This window comes from Curtobacterium sp. MCPF17_031 (genome assembly GCF_003234035.1).
Classification (GTDB): domain Bacteria; phylum Actinomycetota; class Actinomycetes; order Actinomycetales; family Microbacteriaceae; genus Curtobacterium.
Window position 1 is genome coordinate 369,759 of the sequence record NZ_QKSG01000002.1, and the last position, 19,294, is coordinate 389,052.

The 19,294-nt window shown below is 71.5% G+C and carries 17 protein-coding genes; 10 read left to right on the plus strand and 7 right to left on the minus strand.

Annotated features, from left to right (window positions below; all coding sequences use genetic code 11):
- Positions 1-253: 253 nt before the first annotated feature.
- On the minus strand, positions 254-1,108 hold the full coding sequence (locus tag DEJ31_RS04780; protein ID WP_111121300.1) for a polyphosphate kinase 2 family protein: 855 nt from the start codon (positions 1,106-1,108) through the stop codon (positions 254-256).
- Between the two features lie 65 nt (positions 1,109-1,173).
- Here DEJ31_RS04780 and DEJ31_RS04785 point away from each other — a divergent pair, with 65 nt between their 5' ends.
- Both DEJ31_RS04785 and DEJ31_RS04790 read left to right on the plus strand, forming a co-directional pair.
- The gene (locus DEJ31_RS04785; protein WP_111121301.1) at positions 1,174-2,181 is read left to right on the plus strand and encodes an alpha/beta hydrolase; all 1,008 of its coding nucleotides are present in this window, start codon (positions 1,174-1,176) and stop codon (positions 2,179-2,181) included.
- A gap of 86 nt (positions 2,182-2,267) precedes the next feature.
- The gene (locus tag DEJ31_RS04790) at positions 2,268-2,543 is read left to right on the plus strand and encodes a hypothetical protein (RefSeq protein ID WP_110904077.1); all 276 of its coding nucleotides are present in this window, start codon (positions 2,268-2,270) and stop codon (positions 2,541-2,543) included.
- A 19-nt stretch (positions 2,544-2,562) separates the two neighbouring features.
- On the opposite strand, the gene DEJ31_RS04795 is transcribed toward DEJ31_RS04790, so the two are convergent.
- From DEJ31_RS04795 to DEJ31_RS04805, 3 genes are all read right to left on the minus strand, one after another.
- Entirely contained in the window at positions 2,563-5,946 is a 3,384-nt protein-coding gene (locus tag DEJ31_RS04795; protein WP_111121302.1) for an efflux RND transporter permease subunit, read from the minus strand.
- A 115-nt stretch (positions 5,947-6,061) separates the two neighbouring features.
- Positions 6,062-6,772 (minus strand): DUF6518 family protein, encoded by a 711-nt coding sequence (locus DEJ31_RS04800; protein ID WP_110904075.1) that lies wholly within the window; start codon positions 6,770-6,772, stop codon positions 6,062-6,064.
- A 113-nt stretch (positions 6,773-6,885) separates the two neighbouring features.
- Positions 6,886-8,325, minus strand: a complete 1,440-nt coding sequence (locus DEJ31_RS04805) for a PLP-dependent aminotransferase family protein (protein ID WP_111121303.1) — start codon at positions 8,323-8,325, stop codon at positions 6,886-6,888.
- Positions 8,326-8,385: 60 nt separating this feature from the next.
- On the opposite strand from DEJ31_RS04805, the gene DEJ31_RS04810 reads away from it, so the two are divergent.
- The 6 genes from DEJ31_RS04810 to DEJ31_RS04835 all read left to right on the plus strand — a co-directional run bounded on the left by DEJ31_RS04810 (position 8,386) and on the right by DEJ31_RS04835 (position 14,237).
- The gene (locus tag DEJ31_RS04810; RefSeq protein WP_111121304.1) at positions 8,386-9,045 is read left to right on the plus strand and encodes a YitT family protein; all 660 of its coding nucleotides are present in this window, start codon (positions 8,386-8,388) and stop codon (positions 9,043-9,045) included.
- A 76-nt stretch (positions 9,046-9,121) separates the two neighbouring features.
- The gene (locus tag DEJ31_RS04815; RefSeq protein WP_111121305.1) at positions 9,122-10,036 is read left to right on the plus strand and encodes a DUF4097 family beta strand repeat-containing protein; all 915 of its coding nucleotides are present in this window, start codon (positions 9,122-9,124) and stop codon (positions 10,034-10,036) included.
- Positions 10,033-10,620 carry a PadR family transcriptional regulator gene (locus tag DEJ31_RS04820; RefSeq protein ID WP_111079353.1) on the plus strand — a complete coding sequence of 196 codons (588 nt, stop codon included), beginning with the start codon at positions 10,033-10,035 and terminating at the stop codon, positions 10,618-10,620. The genes DEJ31_RS04815 and DEJ31_RS04820 overlap by 4 nt, the downstream gene beginning before the upstream one ends.
- 219 nt (positions 10,621-10,839) lie before the next feature.
- Positions 10,840-13,086 carry an APC family permease gene (locus tag DEJ31_RS04825; protein ID WP_258366156.1) on the plus strand — a complete coding sequence of 749 codons (2,247 nt, stop codon included), beginning with the start codon at positions 10,840-10,842 and terminating at the stop codon, positions 13,084-13,086.
- A 27-nt stretch (positions 13,087-13,113) separates the two neighbouring features.
- Positions 13,114-13,902, plus strand: coding sequence for a hypothetical protein (locus DEJ31_RS04830; RefSeq protein WP_111121306.1), 789 nt, complete (start codon positions 13,114-13,116; stop codon positions 13,900-13,902).
- A gap of 86 nt (positions 13,903-13,988) precedes the next feature.
- Entirely contained in the window at positions 13,989-14,237 is a 249-nt protein-coding gene (locus tag DEJ31_RS04835; RefSeq protein WP_111074916.1) for a DUF3072 domain-containing protein, read from the plus strand.
- Positions 14,238-14,384: 147 nt separating this feature from the next.
- Here the strand turns inward: DEJ31_RS04835 and DEJ31_RS04840 are convergent, their stop codons facing one another.
- Positions 14,385-15,515: an NAD(P)-binding domain-containing protein gene (locus DEJ31_RS04840; RefSeq protein WP_111121307.1), complete on the minus strand. Its 1,131-nt coding sequence runs from the start codon at positions 15,513-15,515 to the stop codon at positions 14,385-14,387.
- A 162-nt stretch (positions 15,516-15,677) separates the two neighbouring features.
- Between DEJ31_RS04840 and DEJ31_RS04845 the strand changes: the two genes are divergently transcribed.
- Positions 15,678-15,884, plus strand: coding sequence for a DUF3073 domain-containing protein (locus DEJ31_RS04845; protein ID WP_110904067.1), 207 nt, complete (start codon positions 15,678-15,680; stop codon positions 15,882-15,884).
- A 217-nt stretch (positions 15,885-16,101) separates the two neighbouring features.
- Here the strand turns inward: DEJ31_RS04845 and purM are convergent, their stop codons facing one another.
- The gene (purM, locus tag DEJ31_RS04850) at positions 16,102-17,196 is read right to left on the minus strand and encodes a phosphoribosylformylglycinamidine cyclo-ligase (protein WP_111121308.1); all 1,095 of its coding nucleotides are present in this window, start codon (positions 17,194-17,196) and stop codon (positions 16,102-16,104) included.
- A 71-nt stretch (positions 17,197-17,267) separates the two neighbouring features.
- On the opposite strand from purM, the gene purF reads away from it, so the two are divergent.
- Entirely contained in the window at positions 17,268-18,725 is a 1,458-nt protein-coding gene (gene purF, locus DEJ31_RS04855) for an amidophosphoribosyltransferase (protein ID WP_110904065.1), read from the plus strand.
- A gap of 97 nt (positions 18,726-18,822) precedes the next feature.
- On the opposite strand, the gene DEJ31_RS04860 is transcribed toward purF, so the two are convergent.
- Positions 18,823-19,266, minus strand: coding sequence for a hypothetical protein (locus DEJ31_RS04860; RefSeq protein WP_146236756.1), 444 nt, complete (start codon positions 19,264-19,266; stop codon positions 18,823-18,825).
- Between the last annotated feature and the right edge of the window lie 28 nt (positions 19,267-19,294).

Below are 19,294 nucleotides of genomic sequence, written 5' to 3' on the forward strand. Positions count from 1 at the left end.
TCTTTCCGGGGTGCAGACGTACCACGCGGCCCGGCAGCGACATCGGCGGGGGCGGTTCGTGGAGAGGGGGTTCATCCCGTCGTCGATCGACGTGATTCCAGCCCTCGAACTACACAACACCCAAACACGTCCGCGGCTCGCGAGCCACGGTGTCGAAGGCCGACCGAGGGAGTCTACGCGAACCGGCCTCGGGAAGCCAGCCCCGGACCTCCAGGCCGGTGCCGGCCCATCGAGCGGACGAGCGGACGAGCGGTCAGGACTCGGCGAGCCGCTGTCGCTGCTCGGCGACGTCGAAGTCGGCGGCGGGCCACGAGAGGTGCATGTCCTCCAGGGCGCGGAGCAGGAGCTGCTGCACGGCGAGACGGGCGTACCACTTGCGGTTCGCCGGGACGACGTACCAGGGCGCCTGCTCGGTCGACGTCCGGTCGAAGACGACCTGGTACGCCTGCTGGTAGTCGTCCCAGCGCAGACGCTCGTCGATGTCGCCCGGGTTGAACTTCCAGTGCTTGTCCGGCCGGTCCAGGCGGTCGCCGAGGCGCTCGCGCTGCTCGTCCTTCGAGATGTGCAGCATGACCTTGACGATCGTGGTGCCCTGCTCGGCCAGGCGGGACTCGAAGTCCACGATCGCCCCGTACCGACGCTCGATCTCGGCCGGTTCCGCCAGCCCGCGGACGCGCTGGATGAGGACGTCCTCGTAGTGGGAGCGGTCGAACACCCCGAGCTGTCCGGCGTTCGGCAGCTGTCGTTCGATGCGCCAGAGGAAGTCGTGCTCGCGCTCCTCGGCCGTCGGGGCCCCGAAGCCCGCGTAGTGCACACCGTTCGGGTCCACCGCGCCGACGACGTGCGAGACGATGCCGCCCTTGCCCGCGGTGTCCATCGCCTGCAGGACGAGCAGCACGCGCCGCTGGTCGCCGGCCGTTGCCGCTGCCCAGAGCCGCTCCTGCAAGGCCGCGAGCCGGGAGGCGCCGGCGGCCAACGCCTCGAGCCCGTCGATCTTGCGGCCGGGGAAGCCCGGTGTGCCGTCGGGGTCGACGGTGTCGAGTCGGAATCCGGGACCGACGCGGAGGAGCGGTTCCGGATCGGCGTTCCAGGACTTCTGACGGCTCACGGGATCCTCCTGCGGGTGTGACCACCATCCTGGCACCCCGGCCGGCCCCTGTACCGTGGCTCGCGATGAAGTCCGGCCGTCGTCTCCTGCTCGCGCTCGTCGCCGCGGTCGCGGTCGTCGGCGCCGCCGCGTCCTGCAGTGCGGACGGCACGGGCGACCGGAACTCGACGGTCACCGCGGGGCCGGTCATCTACCCCCTGTCGTTGCGGTACCACGGCATCGACGTCGTGCAGGACGTCCCCTACGGGCAGGACCCGCTCCAGCAACTCGACGTCTGTCTGCCCGCCGACAGCCCACCGGAGAGCACCGCCACCCCGACGGCGACCCCGACCGCTGCGCCGACGGAGGCCCCGGACCGTGTCGACGTCGGCACACGTCCGGCGGTGATGATGATCCACGGCGGCAGCTGGTCACACGGTGACAAGGCGACCGCCGCGTACCGCTCGGTGTGCCAGTACCTGGCTTCCGAGGGCTTCGTGACCTTCAACGTGGACTACCGCCTGGCACCGACGGACCCCTTCCCCGCCGGACTCGACGACGTCCGTCGGGCACTCGACTTCGTGTTCCGCGAGACCACGCTGCGGACGTACGACGTCGACCCCGGACGCGTCGGGGTGTTCGGCGGCAGCGCCGGCGGGAACCTCGCCGCGATGCTCGCCGTGCAGGACCACGAGTCCAGCGCGTACGCCGAGGGCTACCGGATCCGGGCGGTCGTCGACCTCAGCGGCCCGACCGACCTGACGGCCCGCTCGACCGGACCGGACGGGGTCGCCGCGGCGTTCCAACGGAAGCAGCTGCTCTACCTCGGCTGTACGTCCTACCGAGCCTGCCCGGCGGCCGAGCGGGCCTCGCCGGAGTACTACGTGACGAAGGCGACGGCGCCGTTCTTCATCGGACACTCGACGGACGAGTTCATCCCGCTGTGGGAGTCGCAGCGGTTCGCATCGACGCTGCGGTCGCACGGGGTCTCGGTGCGGTTCGTGGCGGTGCAGGGGTCGGCGCACTCGATCGCGCAGCTCGACCAGGCGATGAGCCGACGGGTGACCAACTTCCTCCGCGCCGGCCTGCGCTGACTCCCCCGGCCTGCGCTGACTCCCCCGGGCGGGTGGCACCCGGAGCGGGACTGCCATCGGACCGGACGGCTCGCCAGACTTCCGAGGTGACCTCCACGCCCTCCGCCCCGACACCCTCTGCCCAGACGCCGGTCCACCGCGCCCCGCGTCCGTTCGCCGCTCCCCTGACCGGTGTCCGGACCTCCGTGGAGCTGCTGCTCGGACTGTCGTTCCTGGTCGCGGTGTCGTTCGGCGGCTACGGGGCCGCGGTCGGCCAGGTGTCCGTCGTCGCGCAGCTCGGGGCGCTCGTCTTCCTCGTCACCCTGACCTGTGCGCTCGTGTCGTGGTTCCGCCCGGCCGACCGGGAGCCCAGCGAGCGCTGAGCTCCCGACCGCCAGACGGTCAGACCTGCGCTGGCGCCGACTTCCGCTCGGCCCGACGCTCGCGCGCACCCTCGACCAGGGCGTACAGCGCGGGCAGCACCACGAGCGTCAGCAGCGTGGACGACACCAGACCGCCGATGACGACGAGGGCGAGCGGCTGCGAGATGAAGCCCGACTTCCCCGTCAGCCCGATCGCCATCGGCAGCAGCGCGAAGATCGTCGCGGTCGCCGTCATGAGGATCGGCCGGAGACGACGGGTCGCGCCCTCGAGCAGGGCGTCACGGACCCGGAGTCCTCGTCGCCGGTACTGGTTGACGAGGTCGATGAGCACGATGGCGTTCGTCACGACGATGCCGATGAGCATCAGCAGACCGATCAGCGACGCGACTCCGAGCGGCACGCCGGAGATGATCTGCAGCAGCAGTGCACCGGTGAAGGCGAACGGCACCGACACCAGGAGCATCAGCGGCTGCAGCAGGCTGCGGAACGTCGCGACCATGATCACGTAGACGATCAGCACGGCGACGACGAGCGCCAGGCCGAGCTGCGAGAACGCGGACGACTGGCTGGCGGCGACACCGCCGATCGACGCGGTCGCACCGCGGGGCAGGTCGAGCTCGTCGACGGCCGTGGTGACCGATTGCACGGCGGCACCGAGGTTCGACGCGTCCGGCGTCACGGTGATCGTGGCCGTCCGGGCCGCGTTCGTCGTGGTGACGGTGGTCGGGCCGTCGGACTCCTCGACCGTCGCGACGTCCGTCAGCTTGGCGGTGCCGGTGCTCGTCGGGACCGCGAGGTCGCGGAGGGCGGCGATCGTGGTCGGCGGCTCGGCGTCGGCGATGTAGACGTCGAGCGTCGCGTCGTCGATCTCGATGCTGCCGGTGTCGCGCGGTGAGACCGCTGCGGCGACGAGCCCGCCGACCTGGGTCTCGGTGAGCCCCAGGGACGCGGCCTTCGCCCGATCGACGCGGACTGCCAGGAACGGTTCCGCTGCCGACAGGTTGCTCGTCGCGGCCGTCGTGTTCTCGACCGACTGCATGGTCTTGAGGACTTTCTGCGACGCCGTCTCGAGCTGCGACTGGGTCGGCGCGGTGACGTCGACTTCGATGTCACTGCTGCCGCCGAAGCCGCCCGAGGACGCGATGGTGATCTCACCGACGTCGTCGATCCCCTTGAGCGACTTCCGCGCATCGGCCTGGATCGTCGTCTGGTCGGCGTCCGCGTCGGTCGTGACGGCGTACTGGACCGAGGCCGTGCCGCCACCACCGAAGGCCGCCTGGATCGACTGCCCGCTCGTGCCGATGGTGGTCTGGACGGTCTCGACGCCGTCGACGTCCTGCAGCGCCCGCTCCACCTTGCGCGCGGAGTCGGACTGGACGGCGAGGCTCGAGCCGGCCTTGAGGTCCTGCGTCACGGTGAACGTGTTCTGCCCGGAGTCGCCGAGGTAGTTCGTCGTGACGAACGGCAGCGAGGCGACCGTGCCACCGAGGACGACCACGGCGAGCAGCACGACGACGACCGGCTTGCGGACCGCCCAGCTGAGCACCGGCAGGTACACACGGCGCAGGCGGTCCGAGGTGCCGGCGTCGTGCAGGTCGCCCGCCGAGGCGAGCGTCCCTTCGGAGCCCGGACGGATGGTGTCGAGGTCGGCAGCAGCCGGGTCGGAGCCCTCCGACGCGGCCGTGGCGGTGACCGTTCCCTGCTTGGCCTTGGCGGGCCGGAGCCACCAGTACGCGAGCACCGGCACGATCGTCAGCGACACGAGCAGCGAGGCGATGAGCGCCAGCGTGACCGTCACGGCGAACGGCCGGAAGAGCTCCCCGACGAGTTCCGCGACGAACGCCACCGGCAGGAACACCGCGACGGTGGTCAGGGTGGAGGCGGTGACCGCCCCGGCGACCTCGCGCACGGCGTCGAGCACCGCACGGCCGCGGTCGACGCCGGGCACCATGTGCCGTTTGATGTTCTCGATGACGACGATGGAGTCGTCGACCACGCGGCCGATCGCGATCGTCAGGGCAGCCAGCGTGATGATGTTGAGCGTGTACCCCGCAGCGCGCATGCCGATCGCGGCGAGGAGCACCGAGGTCGGGATCGAGATCGCGGTGACCAGGGTCGAGCGCCACGAGAGCAGGAACACCAGGATGACGATGACCGCGAAGCCGAGGCCGAGCAGGCCCTCTTCGGCGAGGGAGTCGATCGACTGCTGGATGTAGGGCGCCTGGTCGAAGACGACGGTGAAGCGCGGGTCGCCCTCGATCTTCTTCTCGATGCCGGGCAGCGCGTCGCGCACGGTCTTCGAGACGTCGACGGTGTTGGCCTCCTGCGTCTTCGTGATCGAGATCGTCAGGGCCTGCTCGCCGTCCACACGGCTGATCGAGGTGCGCGGGGACTCCTTGATGGCGACGGTCGCCACGTCGCCGAGCGTCGTGTCCGTGGGTGTCGCCGCGGTGGTCGCGCCACCGGTCGCCGTGCCGTCGGTCGGAGCCGTCGTCGTGGTCCCGCCGGTCGCGTCCGCACCGGTACCCGTACCGGTCGCACCAGCACCAGTCGCACCAGTGCCCGTCGCACCGGTGGCAGCCGCGCCGGCACCGGTGGCAGCACCGGACGTGGCGCCGGCAGAGCCGGACGTCGTGCCGCCGGAGGCCGAGGAACCAGACCCCGACGACGAGCTCGTCAGCGGCAGGTCACGGATGTCCTCGAGCGACGCGATCCGCTCACCGGTCTGCACGGACAGAGTAGAACCGTCCTCGGTCAACGTGCCGCCGGGGATCAGCGTGCCGTTGTCGTCGAGCGCGTCCGAGATCGCCGTCTGGCTGAGTCCGCGGGCTGCGAGCTCGTCCTGGTCCGGCGTGATGACGACGCGGCGGCCCGGGTTGCCGAAGACGTCGGCCTGCCGCACGCCGTCGAGCTTCTCGAGGTCGGGGATCGCCGAGGCCTGCAGCCGGTCGACGAGCTGCTCCTGGTTGCCGGAGGCCGAGACCGCGACCTGCAGCACCGGCAGGTCGTCGAAGGACCCGGTGACGATCTGCGTCTGCACGGAGTCGGGCAACGACAGGGCGTTCACCGCGGTCTGGATCTTGTCCTCGGCGCTGGCCAGGTTCGAGCCGTACTGGAACGAGGCCGAGACGACGCTCTGCCCGGTGGACGAGGTGGCGCTCGTCGACTCGAGGTCCGGGACGACCTGGATGGCCTGTTCGATCTTGGTCGAGACGTCGTTGGACACCACCTCTGGCGTGGCCCCGGGGTAGGCACTGACGATCGCGACCTGCGGGAACTCGACACTCGGGATGAGTTCCTGCTTCAGGCTCGACAGGGCGACGCCACCGAAGACGGCGACCACGATCGTCACGAGGGCGATGAGGGCGCGGTTCCGGAGACTGAAGACGGAGAGGAGGTGCACGTCTCGATCCTCGCAGCCGTGGCGTCAGCGCGTGCCCCGGCAGTGCACTCTGTGGACGAACGTGCAGTTTCGCGGAGGGAGTGCCGGAGCAGTGCGCCCGGCACGGCGGACGGGATCAGGCCCAGCCGACGCCCACGTACACCGCGGCGACGGCGACCGACCCGATGATCCCGGACCCGAGGGCGACCACCCGGCCGACCGGCGTCCGGGCCAGCGCCATCCCCACGACGACCACGGTGATCCCGACCACGATCTGCACGATCCACGTCGCCGAGCCGGTGGTCGCCGCCACCTGCAGCAACCCGCGGACCCCCTCGCCGATGAGGACGGCGGCGGTGGCCCCGGCCGCAGCCCCGCGCCAGCGGCCGTCGGCGGACCGTGCCGCGACGGCGACCGCGCCCGCCAGGAGCCCGGCCGGCACCGCCATCACGACCCAGAAGTTCGTGATCGACAACGTGTCGACGTAGCCGCGCAGGTTCGTGGCCGCCCAGTACCCGATGTGCATGAGCTCGAGCAGCACGACCCCGAGCACCATCGCCAGCGCCACCGACAGCCATCCGCCACGACCTCGAGCCCGAGCACCGGCACCAGCGCCGCGGCCGACCCCCGCCGCGAGCACCAGCAGCGCCGCGACGACGAACCACGGGCCGGCCGAGTTAGACACCGTGCCGAGTCCGGGCACCGCCTGTCCGAAACTCGTCGCGACCCCGGCCAGGACCGCCCCCGTCAGCGCCATCGTGACCCGGGCGAGCGGCGGCACGCCGGCGGCGGAGCCGGACGACGTACCCGGCAGTGCGGCGGACGAGGAGGACAGGGTGCTGTTCATGGTCCCGATGCTCCCGTCCCGGCACCGGCCACCGCGTCACCCGGGAGGGCCACCCGCATCCCCCGCGAGAGTGAGAAGCGGGACGGAACGAACGGTGGCGGAGTGGAAGCGGCTCACACCACCGCCGCCGCGGACCCCCTCGTCTCCACCGCCGCCCCGCCGACCCGCTCCCACGACCGCGCCAACGCCTCGACCAGCCGCTCCCGGTCCGCGCCGGACACGGTGAACGGCACCCGCAGCGACCGCTCGAACCCGCCGTCCGGCCCGAACACCCCGCCGGAGGCCAGCACCACCCCCTCCGACCGCGCTGCGAGCACGAGCGCACTCGACACCGGCCGCCCGAGCCCGACCCACAGCGTCAACCCGCCCGCCGGGGACGGCACGTCCCACTCCGGCAGCCGCGCCCGGAGCGCGGCCACGAGACCGTCGCGACCGTCGCGGAGGACGTGACGCCGGGCCTCCAGGACGGCCGCGGTCTGCGGGACCAGCTCGCGCGCGACGAGCTGGTCGAGGACCGGCGTGCCGAGGTCACCGGTCGGTCGGGCCAGCAGCAGCCGCTGCAGCAGGTCCGGTGCGGCGCGCACCCACCCGATCCGCAGCCCGCCCCAGAAGACCTTGGCGGCGGAACCGACCATGACGACCTGTCCGGGTGCGTCGGCGGCGAGGGGTCGCGAGGGCACGCCGTCGATGCGGAGCTCCCCCATCGTCTCGTCGGCGACGACGACGGTGCCGACCGCCGCTGCGGCCTCGACCAGCAAGCGGCGCGTCGATGCGGTCATCGTCGCACCCGTGGGGTTGTGCAGTTCCGGCATGACGTAGGCGACCGTCGGGGCCGAGCGGCGGATCGTGGCGTCGAGCACCGCCTCGTCCCAGCCGCCGCGGACGTCGACGGGGACCGAGACGAGTCGGCCGCCGGCCTCGCGGAGCGCCTCGTGGGCGTGCGGGTACGTCGGTGACTCGACCAGCACGGGGTCGCCGCGGCGGACCAGCACCCGCGCGAGCAGGGCGATCGCGTGCTGCGCGCCGATGGTGACGATCACCTCGGACGATGTGGTCGGCAGTCCGCGTGCGGTGTACCGGTCGGCGATCGCGGCCCGGAGCCCGGCGTCGCCGACGGTGTCGTACCCGATCCCGGCGAGCGCCGCCGGGAGGTGCCGCATCGCCCGTTCGACGGCGTCGGCGACGCCCGGCGCGCTGCGGAGGGCGGCCTTCCGGAGGTCGAGCAGGTCCACGGGGACGGTGCCGGCCAGGTGCTCCGGATCCGGACGCCCTTCGAGCGGCAGGCGGATGATGCTCCCGGAGCCGCGGAGCGAGGTGAGGTACCCGTCCTCGCGGAGACGCGCGTAGGCGTTCGCGACGGTGGTGCGGGAGACGCCGAGGGCGGCAGCGAGACCGCGTTCGGCGGGCAGACGGGCCCCGTGCGGGATGCGTCCGTCGATGACGAGGACCCGGACGGCGTCGGCGAGCGCCTCGTAGGCGGCGGCGTCGGATCCGGCTCGCCAGTGACGGAGCAGCAGGGCGACGGACCGGGCGCTGAGGAGGACGGGGCTCATGGGTCCACGGTAGCCTGATTGGCTCTCGCACAGCAGGCCAATCTGCGCGAGCATCGAGCCATGCCCCGCCTCACCGCCCTGACCCTGCGCTTCGTGCAGCTCGCCGTGGGCCTCTTCCTCTACGGCGCCTCGGTGGCGCTGCAGGTCCGTGCCGTCGTCGGCGTCTCGTCGTGGACGGTCCTCACGCAGGGGCTCGAGAACGTCCTGCCGTGGTCGTTCGGCGTCGTCACCGTGACCTCGAGCTTCGTGATCCTGCTGTTCTGGATCCCCCTCCGCCAGCGACCACGGATCGGCACGCTGCTCAACGTCCTGTCCGTCGGTCCGGCCGCCGACCTGGTGCTCTGGCTGGTCCCGGAACCGGGCGACTTGCTCGGTCGCGTCCTGCTGTTCGTCGCGAGCCTCGCCCTCCTGGCCGTCGCGACCGCGTGCTACATCGGCGCGGGGTTCGGGACCGGTCCGCGCGACGGCCTGATGGTCGGACTGCACGAGCGGCTCGGCTGGCCACTGTGGGTCGCGCGGACGAGCGTCGAGGTCACGGTCGTCGTCATCGGCTGGCTGCTCGGCGGGGACGTCGGCGTCGGCACCGTGGTCGCCGCGTTCGCCATCGGCCCGATGGTCCAGCCGCTCATGGCGGTCTTCCGTCGGTTCCCGTGGAGCCCCGGCGTTGGCCGGACCCCCGCCCCGCCTGTTCCTGACCCCGTGTCGAGCATCCGGCACTGACCCTGGCACCGCTCACGAGACGCGATGTATCGTGTCTACCAGAACGCGACACATCGCGTCCGGACAGGGAGACGTCATGGCACAGGAGAAGTGGCTCATCGACGAGCCGAAGGTCATCGACACCGGGATCGTCCGCGCACTGCGGATCGGTCTGGTCGGCGGACAGGTGGACGTCGTCACGCACGACGAACCCACCGCCCGCGTGGAGATCCACCAGGTCTCCGGCAAGCCCATCAAGGTCGAGATCGAGGGCGACACCCTCACCGTCGACCACCCGCAGATGCGCTGGGACGACGTCCTCGGGTTCCTCAAGTCCTTCCGTGGCGGCGGCGCCCGAGCCGACGTCAGCATCCTGGTCCCCCGGGACGTGACGGTGAACATCGGCGTCGTCTCGGCCGGCGTCCTGCTCTCCGGTACCGAGCGCGGTGCCACCCTCAACAGCGTCTCCGGGGACGTCGTCGTCGACGGCGTGATCGGTGACGTCGTCGTCAACGCCGTCTCCGGCACGACCACGCTCCGCGACCAGGTCGGCGCCGTCGCGCTCCGCACCGTCTCGGGTGACGTCGTCGCCACCGGCGAGATCCGCCGCTTCACTGCGGACGGGGTGTCCTCGGCGGTCGTCCTCGACCTGCACGGCTCCCCCGACCAGGTGAAGGTGAACACAGTGTCCGGGTCGGTCGACGTCCGTCTCGAGCACGGCACGCCGTACACGAGCACGATCAACACCGCGACCGGCCGACTGCAGTTCGACGACGCCGAGATCCGCGGCACCCGCGGCTCGTACACGCGGACCGACGGCGAGCTCGCCGGCTCCTACGTCGACATCCGCATCAACTCGGTCTCCGGTGACGTGGCGATCGTGCACGGCCACGCGCCCGCTGCGTCGGCCGCACCGACCGCGCCGACCGCCCCCGACGGGCCGCCCGCGCCGACGACTCCGACAGCTCCGGCAACTCCGTCCTTCGACGAGCAGGGCGGGACCGTCGCATGAGCCCCGTCTTCGCGCACGGTCACCTGCGCCTCTACCTGCTGGTCCTGCTGGCCGACCACCCGATGCACGGGTACGAGGTCATCACCGCGCTCGGCGACCGCTTCGGCGGTACCTACGTGCCGAGCGCCGGAACCGTCTACCCACGTCTGGCGAAGCTGGAGGAGGACGGCCTGATCACCGGCACCTCCGACGGCCGCAAGACCGTCTACGCCATCACCGACGCCGGCCGCGCAGAGCTCGACGCCCGCGCGGACGAGGTCGCGCAGCTCGAGAACGGCGTCACCGACAGCGTCAAGTCGCTCGCCGACGGCGTGCGCGCGTCGGTCGGCGCCGCGATGAAGTCGCTCCGTGCGGACCTGGCGGCCGCCGCGGAACCCGCTGGCTCCGGTGGCGCAGCCGGTCCTGAGCCGACCGCCGTGCCGGCAGCGGGTGTCCGGTCGCTCCGGGACGCCGAGATGGCCGTCGCCGTGTTCCGGCAGCAGCTCCGCGCTGACCTCCGTCGTCGCGCCGCACGCGGCACCCTCGACGACGCTGCGGTGCAGAAGCTGCGCGACGGCCTGGAGGCGCTGCGCAAGTCCCTCTGACCGGTGCGGGACGAGGCGGGCGCGATCCGGGCCTCCCGGTCGGCTCGCGCCCAGCGGACGCCCATCCTGTCCGTTCCTTCAGACTCGGCCCCTGGAGCCCCTCAGATCCGCGCAACGTCGCGGATCGGAGGGGTTCCCGGCGTCGCGTTCGATCAGGGCGGAATACCGTTCGGCCCTCCGGTGTTGCGTTCGCCCACCGATTGAGTAAGTTCGTCGCTCGTGACCAACGAGACCCGGTCGTTGAAAGCCCGACTGATCGGCGACCCGCTTCCCTCCGAGAAACTCGAGGGGCAGCTGCTGCCGAAGCACCTGGCGCTCCCCATCTTCGCCAGCGACCCGCTCTCCTCCGTGGCGTACGCGCCCCAGGAACTCCTGATGATCCTGCTGCTCGGCGGCATGGCGTTCCTGACGTTCGCCCCGTGGGTGGCGGCGCTCGTCGTCCTGCTGCTCGTCGTCGTCGTCGCGTCCTACCGCCAGCTCATCAAGGCGTACCCGTCCGGCGGCGGCGACTACGAGGTCGCACACCGGAACCTCGGTGAGCGCGCCGGACTCGTCGTCGCGAGCGCGCTGCTCGTCGACTACGTGATGACCGTCGCGGTGTCGGTGGCGTCGGGTGTGGACAACATCATCTCCGCGCTGCCGATGCTCAACGAGTTCCGCGTCGAACTCGCGATCCTGTTCGTCGTGCTGCTGGCGGCCGCGAACCTCCGCGGTGTCCGCGAGTCGAGCAAGGCCTTCGCGGTCCCCACCTACCTGTTCGTGGCGAGCGTCTTCGTGATGGTCGTCACCGGGCTGATCCGGGTCGCCGCCGGGAACGCGCCCGTCGCCGAGTCAGCCGCGTACACCGTGCAGAACGTCGAGCACACCACGCAGGCGGCGTTCATCCTGCTGCTCCTCCGCGCCTTCGCGTCCGGCTGTTCGGCGCTGACCGGTGTCGAGGCGATCGCGAACGGCGTGCAGGCGTTCCGCCGCCCGAAGATCAAGAACGCCCAGCAGACCCTCGTGCTCATGGGCGGCATCGCGATCGTCCTGTTCATCGGACTCATCACGCTCGCACTGGTCTCACGCGTGCACTACGCCGAGAGCGCCTGCGACCTGCAGGGCTTCGCGGACTGTGCGACCACCCCGCAGCGCTCCCTGATCGCGCAGATCGCGGCGGCGACGTTCGGCAACAACTCGGTGCTGTTCTTCGTCATCCAGGCGACGACCGCGGCGGTGCTGCTGCTCGCGGCGAACACGGCGTTCAACGGCTTCCCGCTGCTCGGCTCGATCCTGGCCCGCGACTCGTACGCCCCGAAGGCCCTGTCGACCCGCGGTGACCGCCTGATCTACTCGAACGGTGTCATCGTCCTCGCGCTCGTCGCCGCCGCGCTGCTCATCGTCTACCGGGCGAACGTCACGAGCCTGATCCAGCTCTACATCATCGGCGTCTTCGTGTCGTTCACGCTCGGGCAGAGCGGCATGGTGAAGCACTGGGTGACCCTGCTCCGCGCCGACCGTGCCGGGACCGCCGACGAGCCGGTGAACCGTGGGCAGGTGCTCCGGAGCCTGACCATCAACTCGATCGGTGCGACCTTCACCTTCGTGGTGCTCGTCATCGTCACGATCACGAAGTTCACGCACGGCGCCTGGCTGGTCTTCGTGATCATGCCCGTGCTGTTCGTGCTGATGCTCGGCGTGAACCGCTACTACCGGGACGTCTCACACGAGATCGAGGCCGACGTCGAGACCGAGTTCGGCGCGACCGGTGACCACGCGATCGTGCTCGTCAACAAGCTGCAGAAGCCGGTCCTCAAGGCCCTCGACTACGCCATCGCCGCGAAGCACGCCGGGCTCGAGGCGGTGCACGTGGCCATCGACGACGCCGACGCCGCCCGACTCCGCGAACAGTGGGCCGAGCACGGCATCGAGGTCCCGCTGGTCATGGTGCCGAGCCCGTACCGCGACATCTCGATGCCGCTGATCAAGTACATCAAGGCGCACCGGCTCGAGCACGGCTCAGAGGTCGTCACCGTGTACACGCCGCTCTTCATCGTCGGCCACTGGTGGGAAGGGATGCTGCACAACCACCGCGGTCGTCGCATCCGCCGGAAGCTGCTGCTCACGCACGGCGTCACCGTCGCGCTGGTGCCGTGGCTGCTGGACTCGTCCGAGCTGCTGTACGGCAAGCGCTCCCGGCCCTTCCCCGGTCAGGACCGACGTGGCGAGCCCGTCCGGCCGCCACTGCGGCGATCCCCGCACGGCGTCTTCCGCTCGGAGGCCGAGGAGGACCGCCTGGTCCGCTCCGCCCAGCGCAACAGCCTGGAACCGCAGCGGCTCGCGCACCAGCCGTCACCGGCCTCCCGACGCGCCACCCGCCCGGCCGGCCCCGCCGAGGGCGTCGACCCCGCACTGTGCACCGGCGAGGTCCGGTCCCTGGTCGCCGCCGCGCCGCCGGTCCCCCGTCCGCACGATGACGATGCGTGACGGTACCCGGTCGTACGATGTGACCCCATGACGACCGCTCCCGAGGCCCTGCGCACCTTCGCGACCTTCGACGGACACGGCGGCAAGGTCTCGAAGCGCGTCGAGGTGCTCGACCACGAGCCTCCCGTGTCGCCCGACGGCCGCTACGACGGGCTCGTCGCCGTGCGCGGTGAGCACCCCCTCGGCGCCCTCGACGAGCGTGCCGCGGACGACTCCGCCGAGCTCGCCCGCGGGGTCGCGAGCATCGGCTGGGTCGACCCGGCCACGCTCCGCGACTGGTACCGACCCGACCGGGTCGTGGTGAGCCTCCTGGAAGCCCGAAGGTCCGGGCTCGAGCCGGGCGTCTACGCCGACTCACGGGGACGCGGTCGCGTCCGCATCGACGGCCGGGAGGCGCACCTCGCCGCCGACGGTCGGCCCGCGTTCCGCGCACTGGCCGGTCCTGCTGACGCGCCGAAGGCCGACGTGCCGCTGCCGATGGACCAGGTGGTCCGGCTCGTCGTCGTGTCGTCCGGCGTGACCGACACGTCCACCGGAGCGTCCGGGGTGGAGATCGTGACGACGCCCGTCACCCCCGTGCTGTCCCCGGGCGAGTACCCGGTGTACGCCGACGACGTCCCCGGCCTGCCGCCGTGTCCGGCGTCCGGACGGGTGCGGGTCACGGCGTCGGTCCTGCTCACCGGGTCGCTGCACCGTGTCGACCGACTCGACGAGCCCGCGAACACGCTCTGGATCGAGCGGGACGGGCGGGTCGTCCCGGTCGCGGCGAGCGACGCCGGAGGCGATCTGGTCCGGTACACGGCGACGCCCGTCTGAGTCGTCCGGTGCCCGTTGTCCGCTCACGGCCTGCGGGGGACGTCGTGCTGCGCCGTTGGTCGGGGGTGCGGCGTACGGTCCGGGGCATGAGTGATGCAGACCAGAACCAGCCGGAGACCCTCGGCGGAGAACGCCCGGACCCCTCGACCACCGCGAGCAAGGACCCCGAGCAGTGGGTCACCGGCGACGAGCCGATGACCGGCCCGCAGCGCAGCTACCTCGACACCCTCGCCCGTGAAGCCGGCGAGGAGCTGTCGGCCGACCTCACCAAGGCCGAGGCGTCGGAGCACATCGAGCGCCTGCAGGAGAAGACCGGACGCGGCGCTTCTTCCTGAGCAACAGTCGTTGCGGTACGGCGGTCCGCAGTTCTGCGGGCCGCCGACGTGCGTCCCGCTGACAGACCGCGGGCAGTCGCCGCGGGGCGTCGTGGGCCGGTGGCGGCCTGACCGCCGGAGCCGGGTGGAGCGCCCGACCCGCGGAGGTCAGCCGCCCACGCGTCGCCGCGCCGGACCCGCGTCGTCCAGCACCGACAGCACCTGGCGGGCGATCCGCCGGCCGGCACGGTTCGCGCCGATCGTCGACGCCTGCGGTCCGTAGCCGGCGAGGAACAGCCGCGGCTCGGCGGTGGAACGCCCGTCCTCGACGACGACCCCGCCCGCCTCGGTCCTGAGGTGCAGCGGTGCGAGGTGCCGCAGGTCCGCCCGGAAGCCCGTGGCCCAGATCACGGCGTCGGCGTGGACGTGCTCGCCCGACTCGGTCCGGACGCCGTCCTCCTCCAGCCGCGTGAACATCGGCTCAGCTCCGAGCAGCCCCCGCGCCAGTCCGCTCCGGATCCTCGGGGACACCGGCAGCCCGGTCCCGCTGACGATGCTCGGCAGTGTCCGGCCCGCCCGCGCAGCGCGGTCCTGGTCCTCGACCGCCGCCACCGCCGCGCCGACCGCCAGGGCCGGGTCCTCCGACCAGACGACGGGCCGCCGCGTGAACCACCGCGTGGCACGGGCGACGCCGTCGAGCTCGAGCAGGAACCCGATCGCACTGGTCCCGCCGCCGACGACCACGACGTCCTGCCCGGCGAAGTCCGACGCGTCGCGGTAGCCCGTCGTGTCGAGCTGTCGGCCGCGGAACTCGTCGCGGCCGGGGACCCACGGCACGAACGGGGTGCCCCACGTGCCGGAAGCGTTGACGACCACCTCGGCGCGGATCGCCCCCGCGGTGCCCTGCTCGTCACGGGTCTCGACCACCAGGGCGGCGCCTCCGTCGTCGTGGCGGACCGCCGTGACGGCGAGCGGCCGGCGCACCCGGAGGTCGTGGTGCTCCTCGAAGCGGCGGTAGTACTCGGCGACGACCTCCCGGGCCGGCCGCGTCTGGTCGGCGTCGTCGAAACGGAGACCCATCTCGTGCATGCCGGGCAGGTCGTGCACCCGGTGGGCGATGCCGAGCCGCAGGGCGTCCCACCGGAACTGCCACGCGCCTCCCGTCCCCGGAGCGCGGTCCAGGACCACCATATCGCGACCCGCGACCAGTCCCGCACGCTGCAGGTGCCAGGCGACCGAGAGTCCGGCCTGACCAGCACCGATCACGACGACGCGGACTCGTTCTGCTGCGCGGATCATCACCCTCGATTCTGCTGTGCTCGGGACGCGCCGGGCGAAGTCGGCAACGGGGTACATGGTAAAGTGGCCGACAGATTTCAAACCACGAACCGTCTGTTCTTCCCGGGTGCGCACTCGACGCCCGCCGAGACCGGACACGAGCCGACACAGAGGGGGTCACGCATGGGGCGCGGCCGTCAGAAGGCGAAGCACACCAAGGTCGCCCGGGAGCTGAAGTACTTCAGCCCGGACACCAACTACGGTGCTCTCGAACGCGAACTCTCCGTCGCACAGCAGTCGGACGAGCCCGACTACGTCGACCGGTGGGCCGACGAGTTCGGCGACGAAGGTGACCTCGAGAACCAGACGGACACGAACAAGTCCGCCTGACCTCTCGGTCGAAGACGCCGCGCGCCTCCGGGCAGCGCGGCGTTCGTCGTTGTCGGCGCGCCGCCGAGGGCGGGGCGGGGCGGGGCGGCGCCGAGGTCGCACGAACTGCCGCGCCGGCGGTCCCGAGGCGGCACATCGTGCGACCTCGGCGTCGCGCGGACGGCACGTCGTGCGACCTCGAGTACGGACGAACCTCGGCCGAACCGCGGCCGGCGCGTCAGCCCGCGTAGGACCCGACGAGCCGAACGGCCCCGCCGTCGACGCCCTTCGCACCCTGCTCGAACCCGGTCAGGTCGCGCGTGCCGATCGACACCGTGCCGACCGCCCACGCGGGCAGCCCGGCCGACCGGAGCGTCGCGGTGATCCCGTCCACCGACGCCGCCGAGACGACCGCGAACATGCCGATGCCCAGGTTCCAGGTGCCCTCGGTGTCCTCGATCGCCGTGCCGGCCAGGTCCGCGAGCACACGGAACACCGGGAGCGGCTGCCAGGTGGAACGCTCGACCTCGACCCACGAACCGACGGGCAGCACGCGCGCCAGGTTCGCCGCGATGCCGCCACCGGTGACGTGCGACAGCGAGTGCACGTCGCCCGGGTGCCCGTCGATCAGCTCGAGGAGCGGGGTCGTGTAGAGGCGGGTGGGCTCGAGCAGGGCCTCGCCGACCAGGCCGCCGAGCTCCGGCAGCGTGTCGGTGTAGCCGATGCCCCGCTGGTTCAGGATGTGCCGCACGAGCGAGTAGCCGTTGGAGTGCAGCCCCGAGGACTCGATGGCGATGACCACGTCGCCGTCCTGCACCAGGTGCGCGCCGAGCTGAGAGTCCGCTTCGACCGCGCCGACCGCGGCACCGGCGACGTCGTAGTCGTCCGGTCCGAGCAGACCCGGGTGTTCCGCGGTCTCGCCGCCGACGAGGGCGGTGCCGGTGGCCGCGCAGCCGCGGGCGATGCCGGCGACGATGTCGGCGATGCGGTTCGGGACGACCCGGCCGCAGGCGATGTAGTCCGTCATGAACAGCGGCGTCGCGCCGACCACGACGATGTCGTCGACGACCATGCCGACGAGGTCCAGCCCGATCGTGTCGTGCTTGTCGATCGCCTGCGCGATCGCGACCTTCGTGCCGACGCCGTCGGTGGAGGTGGCCAGGAGCGGCCGCTCGTAGTCCTTCAGGAACGAGACGTCGTACAGACCGGCGAAGCCGCCGACCCCGCCCAGGACGGACGCGTTGTGCGTCGCCGACACGGCGGACTTCATGAGCTCGACGGCCAGGTCACCGGCAGCGGTGTCGACGCCGGCCTCGGCGTAGGGGTTGGGCATACGTCGTCCTCCGCGGGGCATGGCAGACTTGTTGGGTACCACCCGATCCTACGGTCTGGAGCACTCCGCGCATGTGCGGCATCGTCGGCCTCGTCAATCAGGGGCCAGCAAACCAATCCATCTACGACGCACTGCTCCTGCTGCAACACCGGGGACAGGACTCCACGGGCATCGCCACGGTCGACGGTCACGTGCACCACATGCACAAGACCCGCGGTCACGTGCGCGAGGGGTTCCGCACCCGTGACATGCGTGCACTCCTCGGGACGATGGGCCTCGGCCACGTCCGGTACGCCACACGCGGAGCCGCCGCGAACGAGGAAGAGGCCCAGCCGTTCTACGTGAACGCGCCGTACGGCATCGTCCTCGTGCACAACGGCAACCTGACGAACACGCGGGAACTCACCCGCGAGCTGTTCGACATCGACCGTCGGCACCTCAACACGACCTCGGACACCGAACTGCTCGTGAACGTGCTGGCGCACGAGTTGCAGGGACAGGTCCGCGGGACCCACCTGGACCCCGGGCAGGTGTTCGACGCGGTCGAGCGCGTGCATGAGCGGGTCGAGGGGTCGTACGCCACGATCGCGACGATCGCGGGTCACGGCCTGCTGGCGTTCCGCGACCCGTACGGCATCCGGCCGCTCATCCTCGGCCACAGGTTCGACGACGCCGGCAAGAGCGAGTGGGTCGTCGCGTCCGAGTCCCTGGTGCTGGAGTCCGGCGGCTACGACATCGTCCGCGACGTCGCCCCGGGCGAGGCCGTCTTCATCGAGATGGACGGCACGATGCACGCCCGGCAGTGTGCGAAGGACCCGCGCCTGGTCCCGTGCTCGTTCGAGTACGTCTACCTGGCCCGTCCGGACTCCGTGATGAACGGCATCTCCGTCTACGACGCCCGTCTGCGCCTGGGCAACCGCCTGGCGGACACGATCGAGCAGTACGCCCCGACCGGTGACATCGACGTCGTGATGCCGATCCCGGACTCCAGCCGGCCCGCAGCGATGCAGGTCGCGCAGAAGCTCGGCATCGAGTACCGCGAGGGCTTCTACAAGAACCGCTACGTCGGCCGGACGTTCATCATGCCGGGGCAGGCGGAGCGCAAGCGATCGGTCCGTCAGAAGCTCAACGCGATGTCGTCCGAGTTCAAGGGCAAGAACATCCTGATCGTCGACGACTCCATCGTGCGCGGCACGACGAGCCGCGAGATCGTCGAGATGGCGCGGGCCGCCGGTGCGAACGAGGTCACCTTCACGAGCGCCGCGCCGCCTGTCCGGTTCCCGCACGTGTACGGCATCAACATGCCGACCCGCGCCGAGCTCATCGCCCACGACCGGAAGATCCCCGAGATCAACCGCGTCCTGGGCAGCGATCACCTGATCTACCAGGAGATCGGCGACATGCGCGACGCGATCATCGAGGGCTCCGACGTCACGGACCTCGAGATGAGCTGCTTCACCGGCGAGTACGTGACCGGCTCGGTGTCGCCGGAGTACCTCGCCTGGGTCGAGGCGAACCAGCTCAGCTGACGCCGCTGCGGACGTCCGCACGGAACGGACTGGAGGCCCGTCACCACCTGGTGACGGGCCTCCAGTCCGTTCTCGGGTCGCGTCTGCGAGCGCAGCCTCAGCGCTCCGGCTGTGCCTGGTCGTCGGGGGCCGGATCGGTCGCGGCCGGGGCGGCCGGGGCGTCGTGCTCCTCGAGCTCGCCGTCGACGGTCTCGGGTGCCGGGTCGACCGCCACGCGCTCGGCCGTCAGCCGGGCTGCACGGCGGGACGAAACCTGGTCGAGCACCACGGCGATGACGGCGCCGACGAGCATGCCGATCGAGATGCCGTACAGGCTGAAGTAGCCGACGAGCCCCGCGAAGCCGGTGGTCTCCTGCTGGTCCCCCCGGTCGATGCTCATCGTGAGCGCGACGACGACCACCGTCACCAAGAAGCCGAGGACGGCCCCGCCGAGGATGAAGACGCTGAAGCGGGGGGCGCGCCGGATGGTGACCTGGTCCGGGCTGGTCACCGCGTTGGGCGCCGGCACCGGGCGCTCATCGGGTCGATCGGTGTTGCTCACGTCCCCATTGTCCCCCACCTTGGGAGGA